This window comes from Gulosibacter sp. 10, from assembly GCF_900163695.1.
Lineage (GTDB): Bacteria > Actinomycetota > Actinomycetes > Actinomycetales > Microbacteriaceae > Gulosibacter.
This window is the reverse complement of the sequence record NZ_FUIC01000033.1, coordinates 1-25,888: the sequence shown is the minus strand read 5'-3', so window position 1 is coordinate 25,888 and position 25,888 is coordinate 1. Positions and strand designations below refer to the sequence as shown.

The window sequence follows — 25,888 nt, the reverse complement described above, 5'->3', positions numbered from 1 at the left end:
GCCGACCCGCACGAAAGGACGAGGATGACCTACGCAATCACCAACCCCGCGACTGCCGAGGTGCTCGAGACCTTCGAGCCCGCGACCGACGCCGAGGTGGCCGAGGCGATCGGCGCGGCCCACGCCGCCTACGGCGAATGGCGCCGCACCCCGCTCGAGGAGCGCATCGCCGCGGTGCGCCGCACGGCCGAGCTGTACGAATCGCGCCGGCGCGAGCTCGCCGAGATCATCACGCGCGAGATGGGCAAGCCCGTGCGCGAGGCCGAGGGCGAGATCTCGATCTCGGCGGCCATCTACCGGTACTACGCTGACAACGCGGCCGCGCTGCTCGCGGACCGGCCGCTCGACGTCGCCTCGGGCGGGCGCGCCGTGGTGCGCACCGCCCCGGTGGGCGCGCTCCTCGGCATCATGCCGTGGAACTACCCCTTCTACCAGGTGGCCCGATTCGCGGCCCCGAACCTGCTGCTGGGCAACACCATCCTGCTCAAGCACGCCCCGAGCACGCCGGGCTCGGCGCGCGCCATCGCCGAGCTGTTCGCGGAGGCGGGGCTGCCCGCGGGCGCGTACGCCAACCTCTTCGCGAGCAACGAGCAGGTGTCGACGATCATCGCCGACCCGCGCGTGCAGGGCGTCTCGCTCACGGGCTCCGAGCGCGCGGGACGCGTGGTGGGGGAGCAGGCGGGCCGACACCTCAAGAAGTGCGTGCTCGAGCTCGGCGGCTCCGACCCGCTCATCGTGCTCTCCACGGATGACCTCGACCGCGCCGTGAAGATCGCCTTCATCCAGCGGATGGGGAACGTCGGCCAGGCCTGCAACGCGGCCAAGCGCATCATCGTGGTCGACGAGCTCTACGACGCCTTCGTCGAGCGCTACGCCGAGCGGGTGCGGAAGGCCGCGATGGGCGACCCGATGGACGAGAGGACCGCCGTCGGCCCGCTCGCCTCGGAGGCCGCGGTCGGCGACCTCGTCGCGCTCGTCGACGACGCGGTGGGCAAGGGCGCCGAGGTCCTCGTCGAGGGCGGCGCGGAGGACCGCCCCGGGGCGTGGATGTCGCCCGTGGTGCTCGCGGGCATCACGCCCGAGATGCGGCTGTACCGGGAGGAGGCCTTCGGGCCCGTGTCCTCGATCTACCGGGTGGCCGGCGAGGACGAGGCGGTGCGGCTGGCGAACGACACGCCCTTCGGCCTCGGCTCGGTGGTGATCTCGAGCGATCCCGAGCAGGCGGAGCGCGTGGCCGACCGCCTCGAGGCCGGCATGGTCTACATCAACACGAACGGCGCCTCCGAGCCCGACCTCCCCTTCGGCGGGGTCAAGAACTCGGGCATCGGCCGCGAGCTCGGGCCGCTCGGCATCCTCGAGTTCGCGAACCTCAAGCTCCTCCGCTGGAAGGACCGGTAGCGGGGCGTCCGCTCGCGCGGATGCGTCCGGCCCCGCGCCGGCCCTGCGCCGGCCCTGCGCCGGCGCAGCGTTGGCACTGTGCTTGCACGGCGGTTGGCGCTGTGCCCGGTACGGCGTTGGCGCAGATGCGTCGCAGTCTGCGGTTATGCACCGTGCATAACCGCGAACTGCGACGTATCTGTCGCATGCGGGCCCGCGCGAGGACGTCCTCCGTCGGAAACCTCCCCGAGGCGGCCCGCGTGCGAGAGAATGGAGCCGTGATTTTCGACGACCCGAACGACGCCCCCGACTCCTCCGACGCCCGGCGGCTCGGCCGCATCCGCGCCGCGCTCGCCGACGCCGATTACACGGTGGACGGGGTCGAGCGGCTGCTCGGGGCCGAGGCCGCCGAGGCGCTGCACCGCGACCTGTTCGCGCCCGCGCAATTCGTGCTCGACCGGATCGAGAGCGGCCCGCTCGCGGCGCTCGTCCGGGTCTACCTGCTCGCGGAGCCGGTGGATGCGGCGCTCGTGCCCGAGGTCGACGAGCAGATCGCGGCGGGCCTGCTGGAGCCGCGCAGCCGGGACGGGGAGGTCCGCGCCCGCGTGGATATCCGCCCCTACGCGATCGCGGAGGAGTCCGGCACGATCGACCTGTGGGTCGCGAGCGATCTCGGCGGCCTGCAGGTGCCGACGGACCGGCCGCTGCGCCGCGATCACGTCGTGGGCATCGGCCCGGCGACGACGAACCTGGCGCAGCTGACGCCGCGCGACGAGGCCGCGCGGGCGCTCGACCTCGGCGTGGGGATGGGCGTGCAGACCATGCACCTGCTCCGCCACGTGGGGCACGTGGTCGCCACCGACATCTCGGAGCGGGCCGTCGCCTTCGCCCGCTTCAACCTGCTGCTCAACGCCGAGGCGCTCGGCGTCGACCCGGAGCATCCCGAGGAGCGCGTCTCGCTGCGCATCGGCGACCTGCTCGAGCCGGTCGAGGGCGAGCGGTTCGACCTCGTGGTCTCGAATCCGCCGTTCGTGATCACCCCGCGCCGCGACGGCGAGGGCGCGAGCGAGCAGTACACGTATCGCGACGGCGGGCGGCCGAGCGACGAGCTCGTCGAGGCGCTGCTGCGCGGGCTCGGCGCGCATCTCGCCGAGGACGGCATCGCCGTGATGCTCGGCAACTGGGAGATCCACGAGCGGGACGACACCTGGCACTCGCGGATCGAGTCCTGGCCCGGGGCGGACACGGACCTGTGGGTGGTGCAGCGCGAGCGCGCGACGCCCATCGAGTACGCGGACATGTGGCTCAAGGACGCGGCGGAGAACCGCGAGCTCGAGTCCTGGCGCGAGCAGTTCGGCCGGTACCTGCGCGATTTCGAGGGCCGGGGCGTCGACTCGGTCGGCATGGGGACGCTCTTCCTGCACCGCGCGCCCGAGGGCGCGCAGCCGGTGCGGCGCTTCGAGCTGCTCGAGCACCACCTCGAGCAGCCGCTCGGGGCGCGCATCCGCGACGCCTTCACCGCGGACGACTGGCTGCGCGAGCGCTCGGACGAGGACCTCGCCGACGAGACCTTCGTGGTGGCGCCCGACGTGACCGACGAGCGCTGGACGATCCCCGGCGATCCCGACCCCAAGGCGATGCTGCTGCGGCAGGGCGGCGGGTTCCGCCGCACCTTCCCCGAGACCACGGAGCTCGCCTCCTTCGTCTCGGTGTGCGATGGTGAACTCACCGGCCGGCAGATCATCGCGGCGCTCTCCGCGCTGCTCGAGGTCGAGCAGGAGGCGCTCATCGCGAGCGTGATGCGCGATGTGCGCGACCTCGTGTCGTTCGGCGTGCTTATTCCGAGGTGGATGTGATGACGATGCAACCCGATTTCCCGATGCCCCCGCAGGACCGGGCCGAGCCCGTGCCGCTCGAGCCCGAGGACGGCTCGGCCGAGGGCGCGGCCTGCCACCAGCACGGCTATCGCGAGCACGTGCAGCCGTTGAAGAACCGGCTGCGGCGCATCGAGGGCCAGGTGCGCGGCCTCGAGCGGATGGTGGACGAGGACGCGTACTGCATCGACGTCATCACGCAGATCTCCGCGGCGAAGGCCGCGCTGGACCGGGTGGCGCTCATCCTGCTCGAGGATCACCTGGGCCACTGCGTGGCCGATGCGGCCGCGGCGGGCGACAGCGAGGTGTCGGCCACGAAGATCCAGGAGGTCACCGACGTCGTGCGTCGGATGCTGAAGTAGCGGCCGAGCCCCGGTTTCGGCGGAGCCGCCCGGCGTTGAGCCGCCTGCCGCCCTTGTCGCGCACCGGGTGCGCGGCCGAGGCGGCTGCCGGCATTATCTCGGCCCGGACGGAAGCACGGCTCGGAGCGAGCGAAGCGCGTCGATCAGCTCCTCGGCGGTGATCGCCGCACTGAGGTACTGCAGCATCAGCCCGTCGAGGGCGGCGAACACGGCGCGGCCGAGGCTGCTGTCGGTGACGAGTCCGGCCGGGGCGAGGCCTGGGACGAGCGCGGCGACGTATCGGCGGTACAGCGCCTGGACGGCGGGTTGGAGCTCCGGCCGCCGAGTGGCTTCGAGGATCATCTCGTATTGGAAGATCTCGGAGCTCCGGGTGGTGAGGATGTTCTCGAGCAGCGCCTGGATGTACGAATCGCTGTCGCTTGCATATTCGCTGAGATCCGCCGCAGCGATCGACTGCCGGCCGCTCCATTCGAGTGCCGCGGCAAGCAATTTATCCCGGGTGCCGAAATGGTGGGCGATCAGCGTATTGTTCACGCCGGCTTCTTCTGCCACGGCGCGAAACGTCATGCCGCGCAGTCCCTTGGCCGCCACGACGTGCACCGTCGCGCGCAGCAGGGCTTCCTTGCCGGTCCCGTAGTCGCGGCGCTTCGTGCTGTCCTTCACACGACGATCCTAGGTTCCGTCTCGCCGGGTCGCGCAATCGCTCTTGACACCGGCTCGACGAGTGCTTACTGTCGATCATGAACTGAGCAAGTGCTTAGTTTGGTGTCGCTCCAGCATCGTTGCGAGGCGCGGCGCCGTTGACGTCTCGATGTGGAGAGGGGTGCGCTGTGGTGGATCAGCCATCGACACCAGCGCCGGCGGAGCAGGAGTACGTGCCCGTCGAGGAATGGCCGGATGTGACCGCGATGCTGTCCGGGTTCGGCGAGCCGAGCCTGGCTGCGAGCTCGAGGCTCGAGGGGAGGGCTCTCGAGATCGAGTACGAGGGCGACGTGGTGTGCTATGCATTCGGGGCGGGTGAAGTGCGACGCGAACCGGCATCGGATGATGCGGCCGGGGCCGTGCCGTATCGAGCGGTAGCACTGCGCCCCGGGATCTTCTTCGTCGACTTCCGCGTGGGCGAGGCGGTGCGGGCGGTCGATTTCACGCTCATCGTGGACTTCGACGGAAACCGTGTCTTCGAGGCCGAATCCGCGTTCGCGGATCGCGACGGCGCGGTTCGGATGCGGACGGGTGCGCGGTCGGGGCGAATCGCCGCGGCGGAGACGGCCGAGCCCTGGGAGCGCACGGACGAGCTCGTCGGCAAGCGGATCTACTACCGCTACAGCCCGACGGAGCACTACGAGCACATCTATCTCAACAGGGGGACGTTCGTATGGCACTGCATCCGCGGTGCGGAGGCGGGGCTCGCCGATGCCGATCCGGTGCGGGTGTGGCGGATCGCCGACGACCTGGTCCTGCTGCATTGGAGTGAAACGGTGATGCCGGTCGAGTCGATCGTCGCGATCGATCTGGCGGCCGGACGTTCGGTCGGTCGCATGTTCTGCTGGGACGGTCCCACGCTCGACGCGGTGCACATCCCGTTCGACAGCGAGTTCACGATCCTCGGCGACACCCGATACCCGGAGCGGTAGGGGCATCGGGCTCGTCGGGGCAACGGGTTGTTGTCCGCATAAAACTCAGCAATCGCTCAATTTTGGTCAGGGCGATTCGTATCGGAATGCTCGGGAAGGCCGGGCGTGATCTCAACGGAGAGAGCCAATGAAGGAACCAACGGAAGAACAGTTCGACACCGTGATCGTCGGCGCGGGATTCGCGGGGCTCACGGCCGCGCGGGATCTCGCCGACGGCGGACAGCGCGTCCTGGTGGTCGAGGGGCGCGAACGGATCGGCGGGCGGACCTGGTACGAGGAGCGGCTCGGCCTGGGGCTGGAGCTCGGCGGCACGTGGGTGCACTGGACGCAGCCCTACGTGTGGCGCGAGCTCAACCATTACGGCATCGGCACGGTCAAGAGCCCCGACTTCGATCGCGCGATCTGGTTCGAGGACGGCGAACGCCGCGAGGGCGATCTCGACGCGCTGATCCGGGCGATGGATCCCGGGTGCTCGGCATTCGCCGCCGACACGCGTCGGTATTTTCCGCGCGCGTTCGAGCCGTTCGCGAACCCGGAGGCGAGGGAGCTCGACGCCCTCACGGTGGACGACCGCATCGCGGAGCTCGACCTGCCGCCCGCGCAGCGCGAGCTCTTGCGCACGTTCTGGACGCTCAACTTCAACGGCAGGACCGATCGGGCGGCGTATACGCAGGCGTTGCGCTGGCTCGCCGCGACGAACGGCGACTGGGCCGTGATGTGGGAGGCCTGCGCGACGTACAAGATCGCCGGCGGCACGAAGGCGCTCGCCGACGCGCTCTACGCGGATGCCGTCGGGCGCGGCGCCGAGTTCCGCTTCGGCGAGCGGGTGCGCGGCATCGACACGACCGAGCGGGGCGCGTCCGTCCGCACCGATGCGGGAACCCATCGAGCCGATCGGGTGCTCGTGACCGCGCCGTTGCAGGTGCTGGGCGGCATCCGGTTCTCCCCGGAGCTCGGCGAGCCGATGACCGCGGCGATCGAGCGCGGCCAGGTCGGCCTCGGTACGAAGGTCTGGTTCAAGATCAGGGGCGAGTCCGAGCCGTTCATGGCGCTCGGGGAGGCCGACTGGCCGCTCAACTTCCTGCAGGGGGAGTACCCGGTCGAGGACGGGATCGTCGTCATCGGATTCGGGTCCGACGCCGCGGCGCTGGACGCGACGGACCCCGACGATGTCGCCGCCGCCGTACGGCGGATCCTTCCCGACGCCGAGGTGGAGGCGGTGACGGCCCATGACTGGGTCGCGGACGAGTTCGCGGGGGAGACCTGGCCGATGCATGCCGCCGGCCACTTCGCCGAATCCTTCCCGGCCTTCGTGGAGGGGACGGAGCGGCTGCGGTTCGCCGGCGCGGATTACGCGCTCGGCTGGGGAGGCTTCATCGACGGCGCGATCGAGAGCGCGACCCAGCAGTCGCGTCGAATCCTGAACGAAACGGCGCGCTCATGAGCGCCGCGGAGGATAGGGCCGCGGCGGATGCGGGCCGGCTCAAGGCGGGCAGCCTCGGTCCGATCGGCGTGGCCTTCTTCGTACTCGCGGCCGCGGCGCCGATGGCGGCGTTCGTGGGCGCGGGGCCCGTCATCTTCTCGCTGATCGGCCCCGGAGTCCCGCTCGTCTACCTGCTGGTCGCGGCGGTCGTCGCGATATTCGCCGTCGGCTATCTGCGGATGAGCCGGCATGTGAACAGCGCCGCAGGATTCGTCGCCTATATCGAGCGCGGTCTGGGCGCTCGGTCGGCGGGGGCGACGGCGGGGATCGTGATCCTCACCTATATCGCCCTGCAGGTGGGATTCTGGGCGCAGTTCGGCGTCTTCGCGAATCAGCTCGCCGCGACGTACCTGGGCGTCGACATCCCGGTCTGGGCCTGGGCGCTCGTCTTCATCGCGGCGACTACGGTGCTCGCCATGCGCGGCGTCGATATGAGCCTGCGCGTCCTCGGCGTCATCCTCTCGCTCGAGGTGCTCATCGTCCTGGTGCTCGTCGGCGGGATCCTCGTCGGGGGCGTGGAGTCGCCGTCGTTCGAGAGCTTCAGCCCGACGGTCTTCGCGCAGCCGGGCATGGGGGTCGCGATCCTCTTCGTGGCGACGTGCTTCACGACCTTCGAGGCGACCACGGTATTCGCCGAGGAGGCGAGGAACCCGCGTCGGACCATCCCGCTGGCGCTGTACTTCGTCATCGGATTCATCGCCCTGTTCTACGGGATCGCGACCTGGGCCGTCAGCATGGCGGTCGGGCCGGACGCGGTGCAGCAGGCTGCGGCCGACGACCTGTCGGGGATCATGTTCGCACTGGCCGCCGAGCACGTGGGCCCCTGGCTCGACCTCGCGATGCAAGTGATGGTCGTGACGAGCTTCATCGCCATGCTGCTCGGCATGTCGAACATGTTCGCGCGGTACGCCTTCGCCCTGGCCCGGGCGCGCATCCTGCCGACCGCGCTCTCCGCGGTGACCAGGCGGCAGGCGCCCGCTCGCGCGGCGCTCGCCAACGGCGTCATCGTCGCCGCCCTGATCGCCGTGTTCTTCGCGCTGGGCGCCGATCCCATGGTGCACGTCTACGCCTGGTCCGTGGCGCTCGGCACGGTCGGCTTCATCCTCATCATGGCGGTCGCCTCGATCTCGGTGCTGGTGTTCTTCGCGCGACGGATGCGCACGCATCGCGACGGGCTGCTCGCGACCATCGTCGCCCCCGCGATCGCACTGGTGCTCGTGGTCGTCATGCTCATCTTCTCGATCGCCAACTACGACGCCCTGCTGCTCGGCGGCGGCGAAACGGCCAAATGGCTGCTGCTCGGCCTGCCGATCGCCGCGGCGCTCGGGGCGATCGCCGCTCGTCGATCCCGTCGGATCGATTTCGACACCCATCCCATCCATGTCCAGGACTCGTCCGAGTCCATCACGAAGCAGTAAGGAACGATCATGACCGGATACATCACGCACGGCTCGAGGGACGACGCGAAGCACGAGCCGTTCGAGCTCGGCACGGTGCAGTGGATCCGCCGCCCGGGCGACGGAGGCCGCGAGGGCCTGAGCTGCGGATTCTGGAAAGTCACGCCCGACCAGGCGCCCGAGCCGTTCGACCTCGTGTCCCACGGCGACGAGACCGTGCTGATCCTCGAAGGAGCGATCCGCATCGAGCCGGAGGGCGGCGAGGCGTTCACGCTCACGGCGGGATCCAGCGCCTCGTTCAACGACGGCGCCCGCGCCCGGTGGACCGTGCTCGAGCCCGTCGTCGAGTTCTTCGTGTACAGCTGAGCCCGGCTGCGGCTGAGGAGAGCGCGATGACGACGCTGTACAGGAACGGCACCATCTACACCGCGGACCCCGCGCGGCCCTTCGCCGAGGCGATGGTGATCGACGGGGCCAGGATCGCATTCGTCGGCGATTCGGCGGAAGCCCGTGAGCGGGCCGGCGGATCCGCCGAGACGATCGACCTGGCGGGCCGCATGGTGATGCCCGGGCTGCACGACGCGCATACCCATCTGGTCTCCAGCGGGGTGAAGCACCGGTTCGAGCAGCGGCTGACGCCCGGTGCGTCTGCCGCGGAGATCGTGCGCGAACTGCGCGAGGAGCACGCCGCCGGACGGCGGGGCGCCGGGTGCTGCGAGTGGGTGGTCGGCGGCGAGGTGTTCCCCGCGCCGCCGGGCCGGGAACGGCTCGGGAGGAGGCAGCTGGACGAGGCCTTCCCGGACGTCCCCGTCTACCTCTACGACTACTCGATCCATCACGGGGTGGTGAACTCGAGGGCGCTCGAGCGCGCGGGCATCGACGAGGGGGACGAGTACGGCCACGGCGGCCTGTACCGGAGGGATGAGGAGGGCGCGCTCACCGGCGAGCTGATCGAGGAGGCGACGTGGCCCGTGCTCCGCTCGATTCCCCACTATCCGCCGCAGGTCTACCGGGACGCCCTCGAATGGGCGGTGGGCGTGTGCCACAGCCACGGCATCACCTCGGTTCAGGAGGCCTCGGCCGCCCGGCCCGTGCTCGAGGCCTATCGGGCGCTGGACGAGACGGGTCGGTTGCATCTCAACGTGGCCGCGCATCTCGTCTGGCGCAACGAGGCATTCGGGATGGCGCGCCCGGATGAGCTCGAGGAGGCGATCGCGCAGCGGGACCGTTGGGCGAGCGAGCATGTCGACACCCGGTTCGTGAAGATCTGGATCGACGGGGCGCCGCTGCCGCCGGTCCCCACCCACGCGACGCTCTCGGAGGACGGGCGGGAGGTGGACGGGTCGTGGCTGCTGGTCGCCGAGGACGAGCTCGCGGAGGCGATCGGCAGGTTCGATGCCGAGGGGCTCACGGTGAAGGTGCACTGCGCGGGCGAGGGCGCCGTGCGGACCTGCCTGAACGCAGTGGAGAGGGTCCGCGAGGAGAACGGCCCGGGCGTCAGGCATGAGGTCGCTCACGCGGGATTCGTCTCCGAACGCGACTACGGCCGGTTCTCCTCGCTCGACGTGACGGCGGAGATGTCCCCCGCGCTGTGGCACATCCCGGAGTACGGCCTGGGGGCGGGTTTCCGGTTCGCAGCCATGCGCGATCACGACGTGCGGATGACCATCGGCTCGGACTGGATCATCACCAGCGACCCGAACCTGTTCCCCGGCATCCAGGGCGCACTGCAGCACGCGACGCATCCGATCGATCTCCACGCGGCGCTGCAGGCGGTGACGCGTGTCGGGGCCGAGGCCGTGGGAAGGCTGCACGAGCGGGGCACGTTGGAAGCCGGGAAGCGGGCCGACTTCGTCGTGCTCGATCGCGATCTGTTCGCCGTCGCGGAGGACGAGATCGGGGCGACCGAGGTGCTCGAGACGGTGGTCGGCGGCAGGACGGTCTACTCGGCGTAGCCTGCCCGGCCGTGCCGTCCAAAACTATGCCGGCTACCGCCGGTGCTGCGCGCCGAGCGTGCAGCACCGGCGGTAGCCGGCATACTTCTGACACGACCGCCGAGTCCGAGGAATACTCTCCCATCGCAACCGGTTGAGATCTATGTGAATTCAAGTAAATCCATCGGCTTCCTGTCGTTCGGCCACTGGTCGCCGCATCCCACCTCCGCCACGCGCACGGCGGCCGACGTGCTGCAGCAGAGCATCGATCTCGCGGTCGCGGCCGAGGAGCTCGGCGCGGACGGCGCCTACTTCCGCGTGCACCATTTCGCGCGTCAGCTCGGCTCGCCCTTCCCGCTCCTCGCGGCGGTGGGTGCGCGCACGAGCCGCATCGAGATCGGCACGGGCGTCATCGACATGCGCTACGTCAATCCTCTGAGCTTCGTCGAGGATGCGGGCGCGGCCGACCTCATCTCGGGCGGGCGGCTGCAGCTCGGCATCAGCCGCGGCTCGCCCGAGCAGGTCGTCGACGGCTGGCGCTACTTCGGCTACGAGCCGGCCGAGGGCGAGACCCCGGCCGATATGGCCCGAAGGCACACCGAGGTCGCTCTCGAGCTGCTCGAGGGCACGGGCTTCGCGCAGCCGAATCCGCGGCCGATGTTCCCCAACCCGCCCGGGCTGCTCCGCCTCGAGCCGCACTCGGAAGGGCTGCGCGAGCGGATCTGGTGGGGCGCCGGGTCGAACGCGACCGCGCGCTGGGCCGCCCAGCAGGGCATGAACCTCATGTCCTCGACGCTCAAGGACGACGAGTCCGGCGAGCCGTTCCACGTGCAGCAGCGCAAGCAGATCGAGGCGTTCCGCGAGGAGTGGGCGGAGCAGGACCACGGCTTCGAGCCGCGCGTCTCGGTGTCGCGCTCGATCTTCGCGATCGTGAACGATATGGACCGCCGCTACTTCCTCGGCAGCGGCGATGCCGCCGACCAGTTCGGCATCATCGACGACACCCGCTCGGTGTTCGGGCGCTCCTACGCCGCGGAGCCGGAGGAGCTGATCGCCCAGCTGCGCCGCGACGAGGCCGTCCAGGCCGCCGACACGCTGCTGCTCACGGTGCCGAACCAGCTCGGCGTGGACTACAACGCCCACGTGCTCGACGCGATCCTCACCCACGTCGCCCCGGCGCTCGGGTGGAAGTAGGCGCTCCCGTCGAAAAGACCGGTCACTGGTCTCGCGCTCCCGGCGCGCCGCCCACGCACGCCGGGCGGATGACGGAAGCCCGTCGCACACCACCGCGCGACGGGCTTCCGCCAGGCCTTCTCCGCGGCGGCGCCGCCCGGGTCGTCAGGACGCCGGTCGGAAGGTCTTCGGCCGATGACTCGACGGCATTCCCGGGACCCGCAGGATCCCCAGATGCTCCACGAGGGGCATGTGCGCGGCGGGGAAGCCGTAGCGGCGGTGGAGGAGGACGAAGACCACCAGGGCGATGAAGCCCGCGAGGAGCTTGTCGATGATGGAGGCGGTGATGTTCGCGGAGAGGATCGCCGCGGTGAAGGAGACGCCCATGGACTCCAGGGACTGGACGGAGGCGTCCAGCCCGGACCACGCCCCGCCGGCGGAGAGGAGCATGTTGATGGGCACTCCCACGGCGGAGCAGGCGATGGCCGCGGCGAGGCCGAGGAGTGCGAAGCGGGAGAAGTCGCCGCCCATCTTGAAACGGCGGACGCCGTAGCCCCACACGAGGGCGCCGGTGATGTTCACGAGGCCGAAGAGCGCCCCCGCGTCGAAGTGGCCGAGGAGCGCGATGCCCTGGTAGAGCACGGCGACGGCGACGCCGTGCCAGGGGCCGAGGACGATGGCCGCGATGCAGGTGCCGATCATGTCGAGGAACAGCGAGAACCCGAAGTGGGTGTTCAGCTCCATGCCGAGGCGGTTGATGAGCACGCCGGCGAGGATCGTCAGCACCACGACCCTCCAGGAGAGCCTCGCCGGTCGCGGCTGATCGGAGGCCGCCGGCGCGGGGCCCGGCTCGGCCGGGGCCCCGGCCGGCGCTGCGTTCGCGGCCGTCCGCCGCAGCGCCTCGGACTGCTCGCGGGCCTCGAGGTAGCGGGCGACCCAGCCTTCGGCCTCCGCCTCGTCGCGGGTCAGGGCGAGCGCGATGTCTCGGAGGAGGCCCGTGTCGATGCGCGCACGGCCGGTGCGGAAGCAGTTGTAGACCGTGGATCGGGGCGTGCGCGCCGCGGCCTCGTGGAGGCCGCGCGCGGTCCGCAGCTCGGATACCCGGGCCGCGAGGTCGGTGTAGGAGACCCCCCGCAGCTCGCGGAGCCGCTGCAGGTCCAGCGCGAAGCGATCCAGGGGCTCCCGCGTCGCCTCCGATGCCGTATCGAAGCCCTCCATCGGCCGTCCTCCTGTGCCCGGAATCCTCGTGGGGCTCTCGGGTGTCAATCGACCGAGAAGCCCGTCATTGCGCGGATCCAAGAGTATACGAAGGCCGTTCGGATCGTTCAGAGTCGTTCAGAGTTGGCCGTTTCCGCGGTCGGGCGGCCTGCCGATGCATACGTTTGAAGCCGAAGCCCGGGTCCGCGCCCAGGAGCCCCGCCGAGCACGACCGGGCGCGCGATCGCGAGGGCCGGCATCCCGGCGGTCGCGCTCGGCGCAGCGCCGATGCCCGGCGGCTCGACCACCACGACAGCGAAGGACACGAAGGCAGCATGCTCCTCTGGCTCATGAGAACCGGGTTCACGATCGCGCTGCTCGTGCTCTCGGTGGTCGGCTTCCTCAGCCTGGTCGGCGCCGAGCGCTGGCATCCGAAGCAGGACGCCGACGTGGCGTGCGATCCGGTGCGGGTCGAGGGGCCGGGCGGCGAGATCCGGTTCGTGGGATCCAGCTGCGACGACGGCACCTACTACCTGAGCACGGCCACGGGCGGAACGGATTGGACCCGCGAGGTCACCGAGGAGGAGTTCGCGCTGCGGCACATCGTCGCGAGCGAACTCGACGAGGGATGGCGCAACGACATCGCCCTCGACGAGCCGCACGTGCAGGAGCTGCTCGTCGAGCTCGGCTACGAGACTCCGGAATAGAAAGGGAATCGCATGGTGTTCAACCTCTTCGAGGTGGTGAAGTTCGAGGGCTCGTCCGATGCCTTCGCGTGGCGCTATCACAACGCGAACGTCAAGAAGAACACCACCGTGGTGGTCGGCCCCAACCAGATCGCGTTCTGGGTGTCGAACGGCGTCATCGTCAAGGCGATGGGGCCCGGCAAGCACCGGATCGACGGCAACTACACGCAGGGCCTGTCGTGGGTCGTCTCGCGGTTCCACAGCGGCGAGGTGCCGTCGAGCGGCGAGATCTGGTTCGTCTCGACCGGCCTGCGCAACCTCAACTGGGGCACGCCCAATCGCATCTCCATCAACCTCAACTACTTCGACGCGTTCAAGACGACCGCCCGCATCGCGGCGAACGGCAACGTCCAGGTGAAGCTGGCGCCGCAGCTCGACGCGGAGGGCGAGGACGGCACCGAGCTGCTCTGGCAGTTCATCCAGGAGCTGCGCGAGCAGTACGGGGATGAGCGGAGCGTCACCCAGCGCGGCATGCAGCGGTTCCTGGTCGACTCGGTGCTCACGAGGATCCAGGGCGGGCTGGCGCAGGTGCTGCGCCAGGTGAACTACGGCGACCACTACGCCCAGCTGCCGCAGCTCTCGGAGTACCTCGCCGTCCACATCGCCCCCGAGCTCGACCGGTACGGCATGGAGCTGCGGAGCTTCCAGATCCGCGCCCTCGAGGGCGATGAGCGGTCGGTCGAGCAGTTCGCCTCGTGGTGGGGCCGCCTGACCGAGGCCGACATCGAGAAGTACGAGAAGCTGCGCGCCGCCGAGGCGGAGCGCTTCGGCATCGAGCAGACCGGGTTCGGAACCGCCGCGAGCAGGCAGGCGCAGGGCTTCACCTTCCAGGAGGAGCGCCAGTTCGACGTGCTGCAGAGCGGGGCCGGCAACACCGGCGTGGGCGGCGACTTCATGTCCGCGGGCGTGGGCCTGGCGATGGGATCGCAGATGGGCAACGTGATGGGCGGGATGTTCGTGCAGAGCGCCGAGGACGTGCAGGCCTCGCGGGAGCAGCAGCCCGACGTCCCGCCTCCGCCGACCACCGGGCTCTTCGTGGCCAACGACCTCGGCGCGACCGCGACGGCGCCGGGGCGGACCTCCGAGCCCGAGGAGCCGGCGCGACCCGATCGGGGCGCCGATGACGAGGAGCCCGCGGCGGCGCCGAAGTTCTGCATGCACTGCGGCGAGCAGATCGTCGCGGCGGCGAGGTTCTGCCCGATGTGCGGAGGTGCGCAGTGAGGAAGGTCCTGCTCGCCGCCTGCGCCCTGGTCGTCGTCGGCGCGACCGTCGCGGTCGCGCTCCTGCTCGTCCCGGATGCCCCGGGCGCGTTCATCGGCGCGCTCGCGGGACTCGTGATCGCGGAGATCTACGCGGCCGTGCTGCTGCTCGTCTTCATGGAGACCCGGACGGGCGACGCGAACAACTTCATCCCGGCGGTGCTCGGCGCGGTCGCGCCGCTCGTCATCAGCCTCGTCGTGCTGCTCGTCGGCGGTCTGCTCGGGGTCTGGCAGATCGTCCTGCTCGTCCTCGCCTGGGCCGCGGCGGTCGTGCTGCTGCTCCTCTCGCTCGCGGCGAACCATGCGGAGACGAAGCAGGCGCGGCTGGCGGAGGAGGCCCGGGCGGCGGATCCGCGGGCCCCCTTCAGGGCCTCGGGCGGGAAGGCGTAGGGCGGCGCGATGTACACCCTGCTGCGGATATGGTCGGCGGCGGTCATCGTCCTCATGGCCGCGTACCTCGTCCTGCTCGCGTTCCTGAGCCTGCTCGGGGGCGACTTCATGGGTCTGCTCGGCGCGACGGGGATGTTCCTCGGATTCGTGTCCTTCGACCGGTCGGTGTTCGACGCCTGCGTCGCGTCGGAGTCCGATCCCGCCTGCGAGGCGGCGCTCGACTCGATCGTCCAGATCGCCGCGGGTGCCACGCCGTCGACGGTCGTGTATCTGCTCGCAACCCTGGCGACGGCCGTGCTCGTCTACGCCGCGGCCCGGGGGCTCGAGCGCTGGCGCATCGCGGAGCTGGTCCGGCGCAAGCTCGGCGAGGTCGATTCGGTCTACGTCAGCCGGATCCTCGGCATCCGCGACTTCGACCGCGCGGGCATCGGGACCGGCGCCGACGGGGTCGAGTACACGCAGGACGTGCTCGCGCTCGAGGCGACCGGGGGACGCGGGGATGCCCGCCACTCGGGGCGGAGCGCGGCCGCGATGCGGCGCTCGGCGGAGCGGTTCACGAAGAAGGTGTCCCTGTACGAGCGGTGGCGGCCGTATTACGAGGACTACAGCCATCCCGGCCTCGGCGACTCCCTCGTGCTCGCCTGGCGGGTCTGGACCATCATCTTCCTGGTCGCCGCGACGTGGTTCGCGACGTTCAGCACGGACGGGTGGGCCGTGCCCCTGCTGGTGGGGCTGGGCGCGATCGTCGCGGTCTACATGCCGGACGACCGCTGGAAGCGGGTCTACGCGCAGTCCGCCGGCAACGAGACGAACATGTTCCTCTTCGTCGTCTTCGCCGTCGTGCTGAGCGCGGTCGGGTACGTCGCCTCGGTCGTGATCGGGTTCCTCTTCGGCTCGCGGGTGTTCGCGGCGCAGTGGCTGCCCTATCTCGGCGTCTTCCTCTGGATCGCGGTGGCGCTCGCGGTGCTCGTCCCCCTGTCGAACTACGCGGTGGTGCGGCACCAGATGCACGCGAGGGCCGATGAGGCGGTCGACGCCCTGTTCCGGAAGCGCCTGGCGCGCGCCGTGCACGGCACGCACGCGTTCGCGGTGTGCGAGAGCTGCGGGACGCCGGCGGTGCTCGAGCTGCAGGAGGCGCGCGACTGCGAATCCTGCGGCCGTCCCGTCGATATGAGCATGAGTGTGAGGGCCGTCCATGTCTAAGCTCTTCCGGAACCTCTCGGGCCCCCTCGCGGTGGTGCTCGTCATCGGGTTCGTGATCTTCTTCGCGCTGGTGCCCGTGATGAGCGACACGGCGATCGCCAGGCTGTTCTTCGGCGATGGCGCGGCCGACGTGCTGCGCGTCATCGTCTACGGCGTGCCGATCGCGCTGCTGCTGATGCTCGCGCTGCTGAGCTTCCGGTCCGTGGCGGCACGGCGTCCGGCCGTCGGAGCCTCGGCGACGCTCGATCTCGCGCGCGCGGCGGATGCGCGTGTCGAGGAGGCCGTCGACGAGGTCGAGGGGAAGCGGCGCGCGCTGGTCACCCATCGGTTCACCTGCCCGCGGTGCGGCGGCAACATCAGCTACGTCGAGCACGCCCTCCCGATCCGCTGCGATGTCGACGACCGGCACGGCTGGGCGCAGGAGCGCGCGCTCTGGGAAGAGCTCACGGCGGCGGGAAACCTCGATGAGGCCGGACGTCTGGAGCGGTTCGTCGGCTGAGGCGCGCCTGCACCGGTGCGAGGCGCTCCGCATCCGCCTCGCTCCGGGGCTCTTGCGGAGGCCCCAGCCGGTTCCGGCTCAGGATTCGGCGGGCCGCGGATAGACGAGCCGGAACCGCTCGCAGATCACAGGCATGCGGGAGTCGAAGCCGCGCGGGCTCTCGGAGTACCGGCGCCAGAAGCGCTCGTGCGACTCGCGCCAGTAGGCCGGCGAGCGGTCGCCCTCGCCCTCCGCGCTGGCGTGCTCGGCGTCGACCTCGTCGAAGGGCACGATGCGGACCTCCTGCGTCTCGATCACCGCGCGCGGCGCGCCCCGTCCGTCGAGGATGATGCTCGGCTCGCCCGCCTCGGGCAGCGGCTCGCCGGTCTCCTCGTAGTCCCGCAGCGAAGACGCCGTCCCCGTCTTGACGCCGTCGAGCACGAGCTCCAGCAGCGCATCCGCATGCTCCGGGGTCGCGCCGAACGCCCACGCCTCGGGCAGGGCTTCGGGAAGGTCCGGGGCCTCGGCGCGCGCCCGGCACCAGAAGTCCTCGAGCGGGGCGGGATCATCCATGCGACGATTCTCCGGCGGGACGGGCCGCGGGCGCAATCCGCCCGCGCGCCGAGCCGCCGCTAGAGCCCCTGCCCCGCATCCCACAGCCGCTCCGTGCGGCCCGAGAGCAGCGCGTCGAGCGAGATCGCCTGCGTGTCGCTCAGCCCGGCGACGTAGTCGATGATGCCCCGCCCCGCGGCCCGCCGGCGCAGCTCGGGGCCGTCCCGCTCGCCCGCGAGCTCGGGATGCTCCTCCCGCAGCCGCAGCGAGTCCTCCGTCGCGAGCTCGACGAAGTCGACGAGGCGGCGCGGGGCGCGCCGCGCGTCGTCCGGATCCTCCAGCCACGCGGCGAAGCCCATCACGAGCCGCTCGAGCAGGCTCGCCTGGCCGCGCTGATACACCGCGAGGTCGGGACGGTCGAGGATGAACCGCTCGTGCAGGAACTTCAGCACGGCGACCTCGTGCCATGCCTGCCGGTCGAGGCTCACGTGCCCCGAGCGCAGCTCCGGCTCCGCGTGCACGACGATCGAGCGCTGCAGGTGCCGGATCCACTCGGAGGTGAACGACGCGAGGCCGCGCTCCGCCGCGAGCGATCCGTCGAACGGCACGGCGAGCAGGCCGTCGATCACCTCCCGGGCCACCTTCTGCACGGCCTGCGCGAACGCATCCGCGTCGGCGATCCAGGGATCCCGCGAGGCGAGGCGGCGCCACAGCAGCTCGAGCGAGCGCCCCGGCGTCCGCTGCCCCGCGGCGAGCTCGGCCTCGTCCGCCCGGCGGAGGTCGGCGAGGTCCCGCTTCCACGCGTGGAACTCCGCGGCGATGATCGTCTGATCCAGCAGCCCGGTCCGGTAGAAGTCGTCGAGGTCGTGCATCGAATAGGCGATGTCGTCGGCGATGTCCATCACCGAGCACTCGACCGTCTGCTGGCCGGGATCGATGCGCGGATACGCGGCCAGCGCGTCGTGCATCGCGTCGAGATCGATCGCGTACGCCGAGAACTTGCGGGATCCGCCGCGCCGGCCGCCGCCCTCGCCGCGCAGCCACGGGTACTTCAGCACCGCGGCGCGCACCGCGGCCGTGAGGTTGAGGCCGATGCCGGGCTTATCGTGCTCGTCGAGCCGCGTCATGATGCGGAACGTCTGCGCGTTGCCCTCGAAGCCGTCCACCAGGCCGAACTGCTCGCGGGCGACCCGGTCGAGGGTCTGCTCGCCGAGGTGCCCGAACGGGGGATGCCCGAGGTCGTGGGCGCTCGCGGCGGCCTGTACGACGACCGGGTGGCAGCCGCCGAGCTCGCGGACGAGCCGGCCCGAGTCGTCCTGCGCGGCCTCGAGCTGGACGGCGATGGCGCGCGCGACGGCCGCGACCTTCACGCTGTGCGTGAGCCGGTTGTGCACGGCGAGGCCCGCGCCGGTGGGCGAGATGACCTGCGTCACGGAGGACAGGCGCGAGAAGTATGGGGAGAAGCGGATGCGCTCCACGTCGACGCGGTACTCCGGATGGCGCTCGGCCTGTTGGAACTCGTCGAGCGCCTCGGGGACGACGCGGGCGGTGCGCGGGTCGGCGGCAGTCATGGGGATCAGTGTGGCAGATCGGGCGCGGGCGCGAGCGCTTCGGACGGGCCGGGCCGTCCGCGTGGCCGCTCGCACGGGCCCGGCTGCCGGGCTACGGGTCCGCACAGATGCGTCGCAGTTCGCGGTTATGAGTCGCGCATAACCGCAGATTGCGACGCATCTGATGCGTCCGGGCTCGCGCCTGCCCCGGAGCTACTCCTCGCCGTCGAACAGACCGCCGTCGAGGAGCCAGTTGTTGCGCAGCCGGAGCGCCCGCTCGGTGCTCGCGAGGAGGGAGGCGATGATGAGCGAGACGTTGAACGCCGCGGGCAGGTGGATGGGCGAGGTGAAGGTGCCGATGTGCTCCGCGACCCAGGGGATGCGGGTGATCTGCTCCACGATCTGCGGGATTCCGAGCACGAGGGAGACGAGGAGGATCGCGATGGACACGGCGCCGATGAGCCTGCTGAGGCCGCGGTGCTCGCGGTCGAGCCACGCGCGCCGTCCCTCGGCGGAGGCGCGGTCCGGGGAGAGCTGATGTTCGGCCCCGTCTGCGGTCACGAAGTGGCAGCGCTTGAGCCCGTAGCTGCTCGTCTCCACCTCGATGGTGCCGCCCGGGACGGGGAAGGCCGCCGGGAGCTTCGACGTGGCGTGGTGGATGCCGTCCCGGTAGAGCTGCGCCTTGACGTTGCCCTCCGAATCTCCGCCGTGCCGAACGTCGACCGACCAGATGCGCCGCCGTCCGTCCTCCTCGACGAGCCGAAGGTGGAGGAGCGACCGGGAGAACGGCTGCCACCAGCGGAACCGCTGGAGCGGATGCCCGTCGCCGGGGCCGACCTTCTTGGCGCGCCGTCGTCTCTTCCCGTTCGAGAACATGCCCGCCACCCTAGTGAGACAAGCTCGGAACCCTCACGGACGAGGAAGCTCCAGTCGGCCCGAACCGGTGGCAAGATCGCTCGCGTCGAGTGGAACGAATGCGACAGGGGCACGGTCTGGCTGAAGCCCCGCATCGTGCGCCCGAGCGGTGCCCTCGCGCGAGGCTCCGGGGATCGTCGCCTGCTCGGAGTCAGTGCGCCTGCGGATCCGCCGGCCCCTGCCGCTTGCGGTGGAGCTCGACGAAGAACCATATGAACCACACGAGTGCCAGGATCAACTGGCTGATGGAGAGTTTCAGCTGGCCGGCGGCTGCAGCCCATATCGCGATCGCGGTGAACCCGAGGGCGATGAACAGCGCCAGTCCGGGCGCGATTCCGCGCCGGGGTGGTCGTCTCGATCGCTGCGTCGCCATGCGGAGCCCCTCCAGCCGTCGATTTTCGCGCCAAGGGTAGTGCGCTCCGCTGAGCCCGGGGCGGGAGCGCACTGCGGCGCACTGGGCCTCACTCGCGCAGCTGCTTTCGCAGATGCGTCGCAGTTCGCTGTTATGTACCGGGCATGACGACGAACTGCGACGCATCTGATGCAAAGCAGGGATGCCCGGGCGTGATCTAATCGCAGAAGCGTGATTTTCAGACTGCGTCGAGGAGCTGATTCGGGTGGGTATTCGGAAGAACCGGTACGGAGGCGTGTTCGTCGCGGCGGCGCTGGTGCTTGCACTGGCAGGATGCGCCGGCGGTCCGGGATCGGCGGACCCGCCGGCCGGGCAGGCTGACGCCGGGGCAGCCACGGGACAGGAGCCTTCCAGCTCGGATGCCGAGGAGACGGCGCCGTCGGAGGTCGAGGCAGTAGAGACTGAAAGCTCAGGGGAGCCGGAGCCCTTGGTCGTGCCGGGCTGCGAGCAGCTGAACCCCGGTCTGTACCAAGCAGCAGAGGACTGGGTGGAGAACTATCCCGGTCACGGTGAACTCACGATCGAGGAATCCGTGACCGAGGTGGACACAGAGGTGTTCTACAACCTTGCCGGGCCGGTCGCGAGCAGTGCGATGGACGATGCTCAGAGCGTGCACGGCTGCAGCTGGGGATACGGCTGGGAATTCGTTACGTGGCAATGGGTGGTGGAACTCGACGACGAGGGACTGCACGCACTGATCAACGGCTTGCGTGGGGATGACGGTCTTACAGAGACCTCGCTGAACGGCGTTCCCGTATTCGAGTACGAAGTACCCGGCGGTGTGCACGACACCGCGACCATCGTTTATGCATTTCTCGACAACGTGTGGATCGCACTCGTCCACGGGTCGGACGAAATGATCGCCGACACCATCGAAACCCTCATGGCTGCCAATCCCGGTTTGGGAGCTTCGTAGCAGGGCGCCCCCGGACAGCCAGTCGACAGCCGCCGGCCGCCGGAAATCCAGCACCGACGCGTACGGTACCGCCCATCGGCATCGGAGCGCGCCTCGCGGGTCGCAACCCGCGGTGCACGGTTCCGAGCGGCCGGTCAGCACCCACCCGATCAGGAAGAGGCTCGCATGTCCAAGCGCATCCTGCACGTCGTCACCAATGTCGACCGCTACGGCGACTCCGAGCATCCCACCGGGCTGTGGCTCTCGGAGCTCACCCACGCGTGGGAGGTGTTCGAGGAGCACGGCTTCGAGCAGGTCATCGTCAGCCCCGAGGGCGGCGGCGCCCCGCTCGAACCGCGCTCGTTGAAGTTCCCCAACTACGACGCGAGCGCCAAGGCGTGGCACTCGGATCCCGCGAGGATGGCGCTGCTCGAGCGCACCCTGCATCCCGAGGAGATCGACGCGGCCGACTTCGACGCCGTCTACTTCACGGGCGGCCACGCCGTCATGTACGACTTCCGCGAGAGCGAGGGGCTGCAGCGCATCGCCCGCGACCTGTTCGAGGGCGGCCGCATCGTCTCCTCCGTCTGCCACGGGTACTGCGGCCTGCTCGACGTCCGCCTCTCCGACGGCTCCTTCCTCATCGACGGGCGGCGGATGACCGGCTTCTCTTGGCTGGAGGAGCGGCTGGCGGGCGTCGATAGACTCGTGCCCTACAACGCGGAGGCCGACGCGCAGCGGCGCGGCGCGCGCTACGAGAAGGCGTTGGTCCCGTTCGTCTCGAACGTCGTGGTCGACGGCACCCTCATCACCGGCCAGAACCCCGGCTCCGCGAAGGCGACCGCCGAGAGCGTCGCCACGCTGCTCGACGCGATGCCCGCGCGACGGGAGCCGTAGCCCGCGCCCCGGTGCCTCGCTCCGGGATGCGACCGGGGCGGACGATCGCGGTGACGCCGATCGCGGGCACCGCGTGCTCGCCCCGGGGACGCGCCTGGGGCGGATAGCGGGGCGGCCCCGCGATATCCCTCGGCCCGGCTATCCGCCCCGAATCGGCGACTCCGAACCGGCGGCTCCCGAATCGGGGGCTCCCGAACCGGCGACCCCGAACCGGCAGCTCCCGAATCGGCGGCTCTCGAACCGGCGACCCCGGAACGGCATCCCGCCCGAGAATTCACGTGCCTTTCACGCGAACGACGCCCCGGCGCGCGAGAGACTGGGAGCGCGCCGCATCGGCGCGGACAGTTCTGCGAAGGGAGCATCATGAAGGCGGTTCAGTATCGCGAAATCGGCAAGGGGCCCGAGGTCGTCGAGGTCGACACCCCGGAGCCCGGCCCCGGGCAGATCCGGCTCAAGGTCACGGCGGCGGGGCTCTGCCACTCGGACTGGTTCGTCATGGGCCTGCCCGCCGAGCAGTACACCTACGGACTCCCCCTCACCCTCGGCCACGAGGGCGCCGGCGTCGTCGACAAGCTCGGCGAGGGCGTCGAGGGCATCGAGCTCGGCGGCTCCTACGCCATCTACGGGCCGTGGGGGTGCGGCGTCTGCCACGCCTGCGCGCAGGGCAAGGAGAACTACTGCCCGGACGCGGCCGATCTCGGCATCACCCCTCCGGGGCTCGGCGCGCCGGGCGCCATGGCCGAATACGTGATCGTGGACGACAAGCGCCACCTGGTGCCGCTCGGCGACCTCGACCCGGTCGAGGTCGTGTCGCTCACCGATGCGGGCCTCACCCCGTACCACGCCATCGTCTCCGCGAAGGAGCACCTGCACGCGGGCGCCGTCGCCGTCGTGATCGGCGTGGGCGGCCTCGGCCACGTCGGCGTGCAGATCATCCGCGCCGTCTCGGGCGCGACCGTCATCGCCGTCGACGTGAGCGAGGAGAAGCTCGAACTCGCCAAGGAGGTCGGCGCGCACCACGTCGTCGCCTCCGACGAGCACGCGGTCGAGCGCATCCGCGAGCTGACGGGCGGCCGGGGCGCCGACGCGGTCTTCGACTTCGCCGGCGTCCAGCCCACGATCGACATCGCGCGCCAGGTCGTCGCGGTGGATGGGGACATCCAGATCGTCGGCATCGGCGGCGGCATCCTGGCCACGGGCTTCTTCTCGACCCCCTTCGGCGCCTCGGTGCGCGCGCCGTACTGGGGCTCGCGCTCGGAGCTGATGGAGGTGCTCGACCTCGCCCGCAACGGCTCCATCGGCGTGCACGTCGAGCGCTACTCCATCGACGAGGCGCCCGAGGCCTACGCCCGCCTGCACGAGGGGACGGTGCGAGGCCGCGCGGTCGTCGCCCCGTAGCACTCGATCGGTGAACGGGCCGCCGCGGCCCCGCGGCGGCCCGTTCCATGAGCCCGGGCCTTCAAAGCCCCGCCCCATCGCGAATCCCACCTCCGTCCGGCGCCCTCCCCATTGCTATGGTGAGGCGCAGGAATGCGGGTGACGACGGCGAGGTACCGCGGTGATATTCGGCATGAGCCCGGAGGAGTTCTCTCTGCTCGCGGTGTTCGGGGTGCTCATCCTCGCGCTGCTGTTCTTCCTCTACGGCTACCTGCCGCGATTGCGGCGGAGGCGGCAGCGCGCCGAAGCCGAGGCGGTCGGGCGCGCGGAGGCGGAGGCGCGGCGCGAAGCGCAGGCCGCGGAAGCCGCGGCTTCCGACGCGGAGCGCGACGCGCAGATGGCGCTCGGGAAGGGGCTTGTCGAGACCGACTACTGGTGGGAGATCGCGACGCCCGAGGAGCGGCGGATCATCAACGACGCGTGGAGGTTCCGCTGGGACCGTCCGGAGGAGCGCTGGGATCGCCCGGAGGATTTCGAGGCCGAGCCGCGGCATTGGCCGCTGGCGCTCGCGCTGCCGTTCGCGTTCTGGCATCAGGCCATCTGGGATCGGCTCCCCGGCGTCGACGGCGACTGGACCCGGCGGATGCTGATCCGCGACTGGGGCATCCGAACCCGGCACGCGCTCCTCGAGCAGTTGCACTGGCTCCATGTCGCCGGGCATCGCGTGCCGTTCAACCTCGAGCGCGAGAACGCGGCGGCGCTCGACGAGGGGGAAGCCTTCGCGGTCGAGGCGATGCTCGAGGCGCGGGCCGGCGATGAGGAGGCCGCCGAGCGGCTGTGGCGGTTCCGTCGCGCCAGGGCCGACGACCGGGGGATCATGCGCGTGGACTTCACCGCCTGGGATCTCGTCCGGTTCGCGATGCTCGTGCGCGCCGGCACTGCGGCCGGCTACCTCACGGTGGAGGAGGGGATGGACTTCCTGCTCGAGCAGGTCGACGAGATGCGGGCCTGCTACGGAAGCTGGCCCGAGGTCGGCGAGCATTTCCGCGTGGCCCGGTGGTACTGGCACTCGGTCGGAGGCGAGCAGGAGCGCGAGACGGATGTGCTGGACATGGCCAGGCAGCAGGCGCTGGTGCTGGCCATGTCGCCCTGGCACGACGTGCCGTGGGATATGCCGGTGCCGCCCGCGCAGGGGCGTTTCCGCGATGCGCTCGAGGCGGAGGAGCTCCTGGAGCCGGGAGCGCCGCTGCTGCGCCGGGCCGAATCCTTCTGGGGCCGCCGAAGGGCGGAGCCCGCCGGTGGTTGAGGCTCCGATCCCGGGGTTCATCTTCATTCCCGGCCGGGGGACGCAGAGCGACGGCATGCCGTGGTGGCTCGTGGCGGTGGTGTTCGTCATCGCCGGGGCGGCGGTGTGGATGGACAGGCGCCGGAAGCGCGGGGCATCCGGCGCTTCGTCTGAGCGTGCGGCCGGCTCGTCCGAAGCGGGGCGCGCCGGGAACGGCGCCGGAGTGCGGAGCACGGGCGGCTCGGGATTCACCCCGGCCGATCTGCGCGGCCTCGAGGGCCCGTCCCGGCCCCGTCAGCGAACCGACGCGTGGCTGCTCGGTCTTGCGGCGGTGGAGGTCGAGCGGCATCACCTCGATCACGGCCGCTGGGCGCTCGCGCCGGATACCGCCGATGACCGCTGGCATCGCAAGATCGACCAGCTGCTCCGCGACCTCGGCGCGCTGCGCGAGCCGGCTTGGCGCAGCGCCCTCGAGGACGGGCGGGAGGACCTCGCCGCGGCGGAGGGCGAGGAGGAGCTCGCCGCCGCGGTCGCCCGGCTGGCTTTCTGGATCCGCCTGGGATGCGCGGCGGGGCACGCGTCGGAGAACGAGGCGCGCAGGCTCACGCAGCAGGCCGCTCAGCCGTTGAGGGAGGCGGAGTGCGGGAGCTGGCAGAAGTACGCGGCGCTGCTCCAATGCGAGTTCGGCAGTCTCCGGGGCGAACTCTCGCTGCTTGCGGAACCGGGATGGCCCTGGCAGGAGGGCACCTGGCGCTGAGGGCGGACCGCCGCGGTCCTACCGCTCGGAGACCGCGAGCTCCCAGTGATGCCCGTCGGGGTCGAAGAAGTAGCCGAGGTAGAGGTTCAGCTCCTCGTCCGCCGCGGGTGGATTCGGAACCGCGCCGCCGTGCGCCGCAGCGGCGTCGAGCATCGCGTTGAGCGCCTCGCGCGACTCGACCGCGCAGCTGAGGATCACGCCGGTGCCGGCGGAGGGGTACTGCACGCCGCGGCCGACCCTGCCGCTGTAGGACGCGAACTCCTCTTCCGCGATGAGGAACAGCGAGAGGTTCGGCAGCTCGACGACGACCATTTCGCCCTCCGCCTCGAGCGCGGGCAGCGCGAACACGCTCGCGTAGAAGTCCAGCGCCCTGTCGAGGTCCTTCGCAGGCAGGCAGACGACGGTGCCGACCACCGGGCCGGTGTATGCGGTCATGGGGATCCTCTCGGTCCGAATGCGGCGATCGTAGCCGGTGCGCCGGGAAGCGCCGTGGGAGCCGCGGCACGGATGCGTCGAAGTTCGCGGTTATGCGCGGCCCATAACCGCGAACTTCGACGCATCCGTGCACTCGGACCGGCTACGGGCCGTCGCGCCGGGGCGCGGAACCCGTGTTCGTGCGGCCGCACCCGTACTCGTACCCGTTCGACGCACTCGCCTCCGCCCGCGAGCCCGTCCCTGCCCGACGAGCCTGTCCCCGAAGGCCACGCCCCGGCCCCACGCCGGCCCCACGTCGGCCCCGCC

26 protein-coding genes are annotated in these 25,888 nt (G+C 70.8%); 19 read left to right on the top strand and 7 right to left on the bottom strand.

Annotated features, from left to right (window positions below; translation table 11 throughout):
• Positions 1-24 precede the first annotated feature (24 nt).
• From FM112_RS12180 to FM112_RS12170, 3 genes are all read left to right on the top strand, one after another.
• A complete protein-coding gene (locus tag FM112_RS12180; protein ID WP_087007928.1) occupies positions 25-1,398 on the top strand; it encodes an NAD-dependent succinate-semialdehyde dehydrogenase in 1,374 nt (457 codons plus the stop codon).
• A gap of 257 nt (positions 1,399-1,655) precedes the next feature.
• The gene (locus FM112_RS12175; RefSeq protein ID WP_254910482.1) at positions 1,656-3,233 is read left to right on the top strand and encodes a methyltransferase; all 1,578 of its coding nucleotides are present in this window, start codon (positions 1,656-1,658) and stop codon (positions 3,231-3,233) included.
• Positions 3,233-3,613, top strand: a complete 381-nt coding sequence (locus FM112_RS12170; protein WP_303394036.1) for a metal-sensitive transcriptional regulator — start codon at positions 3,233-3,235, stop codon at positions 3,611-3,613. Before FM112_RS12175 ends, FM112_RS12170 begins: the two co-directional genes overlap by 1 nt.
• Positions 3,614-3,706: 93 nt before the next feature.
• Here the strand turns inward: FM112_RS12170 and FM112_RS12165 are convergent, their stop codons facing one another.
• A complete protein-coding gene (locus tag FM112_RS12165) occupies positions 3,707-4,276 on the bottom strand; it encodes a TetR/AcrR family transcriptional regulator (RefSeq protein WP_254910481.1) in 570 nt (189 codons plus the stop codon).
• A gap of 170 nt (positions 4,277-4,446) precedes the next feature.
• Here FM112_RS12165 and FM112_RS12160 point away from each other — a divergent pair, with 170 nt between their 5' ends.
• From FM112_RS12160 to FM112_RS12135, 6 genes are all read left to right on the top strand, one after another.
• A complete protein-coding gene (locus FM112_RS12160; RefSeq protein WP_140400677.1) occupies positions 4,447-5,247 on the top strand; it encodes a MoaF C-terminal domain-containing protein in 801 nt (266 codons plus the stop codon).
• Between the two features lie 127 nt (positions 5,248-5,374).
• Positions 5,375-6,691 carry an NAD(P)/FAD-dependent oxidoreductase gene (locus FM112_RS12155; RefSeq protein WP_087007921.1) on the top strand — a complete coding sequence of 439 codons (1,317 nt, stop codon included), beginning with the start codon at positions 5,375-5,377 and terminating at the stop codon, positions 6,689-6,691.
• Positions 6,688-8,148: an APC family permease gene (locus FM112_RS12150; RefSeq protein ID WP_087007919.1), complete on the top strand. Its 1,461-nt coding sequence runs from the start codon at positions 6,688-6,690 to the stop codon at positions 8,146-8,148. The genes FM112_RS12155 and FM112_RS12150 overlap by 4 nt, the downstream gene beginning before the upstream one ends.
• Before the next feature lie 9 nt (positions 8,149-8,157).
• The gene (locus tag FM112_RS12145) at positions 8,158-8,493 is read left to right on the top strand and encodes a cupin domain-containing protein (protein WP_087007916.1); all 336 of its coding nucleotides are present in this window, start codon (positions 8,158-8,160) and stop codon (positions 8,491-8,493) included.
• A 26-nt stretch (positions 8,494-8,519) separates the two neighbouring features.
• Complete coding sequence (locus FM112_RS12140; protein WP_087007914.1) at positions 8,520-10,082, top strand: amidohydrolase; 1,563 nt, start codon at positions 8,520-8,522, stop codon at positions 10,080-10,082.
• Positions 10,083-10,220: 138 nt separating this feature from the next.
• Positions 10,221-11,255: an LLM class flavin-dependent oxidoreductase gene (locus FM112_RS12135; protein ID WP_217874551.1), complete on the top strand. Its 1,035-nt coding sequence runs from the start codon at positions 10,221-10,223 to the stop codon at positions 11,253-11,255.
• A 144-nt stretch (positions 11,256-11,399) separates the two neighbouring features.
• Here FM112_RS12135 and FM112_RS12130 read toward each other — a convergent pair whose 3' ends face one another.
• Positions 11,400-12,452 carry a hypothetical protein gene (locus FM112_RS12130; RefSeq protein ID WP_087007910.1) on the bottom strand — a complete coding sequence of 351 codons (1,053 nt, stop codon included), beginning with the start codon at positions 12,450-12,452 and terminating at the stop codon, positions 11,400-11,402.
• 314 nt (positions 12,453-12,766) lie between these two features.
• On the opposite strand from FM112_RS12130, the gene FM112_RS12125 reads away from it, so the two are divergent.
• From FM112_RS12125 to FM112_RS12105, 5 genes are read left to right on the top strand one after another with little or no spacing between them, the layout of a single operon-like run.
• Complete coding sequence (locus tag FM112_RS12125) at positions 12,767-13,138, top strand: hypothetical protein (RefSeq protein WP_087007908.1); 372 nt, start codon at positions 12,767-12,769, stop codon at positions 13,136-13,138.
• Between the two features lie 12 nt (positions 13,139-13,150).
• Positions 13,151-14,398: an SPFH domain-containing protein gene (locus FM112_RS12120; protein ID WP_087007906.1), complete on the top strand. Its 1,248-nt coding sequence runs from the start codon at positions 13,151-13,153 to the stop codon at positions 14,396-14,398.
• The gene (locus tag FM112_RS12115; RefSeq protein WP_087007904.1) at positions 14,395-14,826 is read left to right on the top strand and encodes a hypothetical protein; all 432 of its coding nucleotides are present in this window, start codon (positions 14,395-14,397) and stop codon (positions 14,824-14,826) included. The genes FM112_RS12120 and FM112_RS12115 overlap by 4 nt, the downstream gene beginning before the upstream one ends.
• A 9-nt stretch (positions 14,827-14,835) precedes the next feature.
• Positions 14,836-16,029 (top strand): hypothetical protein, encoded by a 1,194-nt coding sequence (locus FM112_RS12110; RefSeq protein WP_087007902.1) that lies wholly within the window; start codon positions 14,836-14,838, stop codon positions 16,027-16,029.
• Positions 16,022-16,528 (top strand): hypothetical protein, encoded by a 507-nt coding sequence (locus FM112_RS12105; protein WP_087007900.1) that lies wholly within the window; start codon positions 16,022-16,024, stop codon positions 16,526-16,528. Before FM112_RS12110 ends, FM112_RS12105 begins: the two co-directional genes overlap by 8 nt.
• A 78-nt stretch (positions 16,529-16,606) precedes the next feature.
• On the opposite strand, the gene FM112_RS12100 is transcribed toward FM112_RS12105, so the two are convergent.
• From FM112_RS12100 to FM112_RS12085, 4 genes are all read right to left on the bottom strand, one after another.
• Entirely contained in the window at positions 16,607-17,080 is a 474-nt protein-coding gene (locus tag FM112_RS12100; protein ID WP_087007897.1) for an ASCH domain-containing protein, read from the bottom strand.
• Positions 17,081-17,139: 59 nt separating this feature from the next.
• Positions 17,140-18,630: a deoxyguanosinetriphosphate triphosphohydrolase family protein gene (locus FM112_RS12095; RefSeq protein ID WP_087007895.1), complete on the bottom strand. Its 1,491-nt coding sequence runs from the start codon at positions 18,628-18,630 to the stop codon at positions 17,140-17,142.
• 192 nt (positions 18,631-18,822) lie between these two features.
• On the bottom strand, positions 18,823-19,485 hold the full coding sequence (locus tag FM112_RS12090; protein ID WP_087007893.1) for a hypothetical protein: 663 nt from the start codon (positions 19,483-19,485) through the stop codon (positions 18,823-18,825).
• A gap of 190 nt (positions 19,486-19,675) precedes the next feature.
• Positions 19,676-19,897, bottom strand: a complete 222-nt coding sequence (locus FM112_RS12085) for a hypothetical protein (RefSeq protein ID WP_087007891.1) — start codon at positions 19,895-19,897, stop codon at positions 19,676-19,678.
• A 244-nt stretch (positions 19,898-20,141) separates the two neighbouring features.
• On the opposite strand from FM112_RS12085, the gene FM112_RS12080 reads away from it, so the two are divergent.
• From FM112_RS12080 to FM112_RS12060, 5 genes are all read left to right on the top strand, one after another.
• Complete coding sequence (locus tag FM112_RS12080; RefSeq protein ID WP_140400676.1) at positions 20,142-20,852, top strand: hypothetical protein; 711 nt, start codon at positions 20,142-20,144, stop codon at positions 20,850-20,852.
• Between the two features lie 165 nt (positions 20,853-21,017).
• The gene (locus tag FM112_RS12075) at positions 21,018-21,728 is read left to right on the top strand and encodes a type 1 glutamine amidotransferase domain-containing protein (RefSeq protein WP_087007886.1); all 711 of its coding nucleotides are present in this window, start codon (positions 21,018-21,020) and stop codon (positions 21,726-21,728) included.
• Between the two features lie 363 nt (positions 21,729-22,091).
• On the top strand, positions 22,092-23,126 hold the full coding sequence (locus FM112_RS12070; protein WP_087007884.1) for an NAD(P)-dependent alcohol dehydrogenase: 1,035 nt from the start codon (positions 22,092-22,094) through the stop codon (positions 23,124-23,126).
• Positions 23,127-23,298: 172 nt separating this feature from the next.
• Positions 23,299-24,411 carry a DUF1266 domain-containing protein gene (locus FM112_RS12065; RefSeq protein WP_140400675.1) on the top strand — a complete coding sequence of 371 codons (1,113 nt, stop codon included), beginning with the start codon at positions 23,299-23,301 and terminating at the stop codon, positions 24,409-24,411.
• On the top strand, positions 24,404-25,147 hold the full coding sequence (locus tag FM112_RS12060) for a hypothetical protein (protein WP_087007879.1): 744 nt from the start codon (positions 24,404-24,406) through the stop codon (positions 25,145-25,147). Before FM112_RS12065 ends, FM112_RS12060 begins: the two co-directional genes overlap by 8 nt.
• Before the next feature lie 18 nt (positions 25,148-25,165).
• On the opposite strand, the gene FM112_RS12055 is transcribed toward FM112_RS12060, so the two are convergent.
• Entirely contained in the window at positions 25,166-25,582 is a 417-nt protein-coding gene (locus FM112_RS12055) for a VOC family protein (protein WP_087007877.1), read from the bottom strand.
• Between the last annotated feature and the right edge of the window lie 306 nt (positions 25,583-25,888).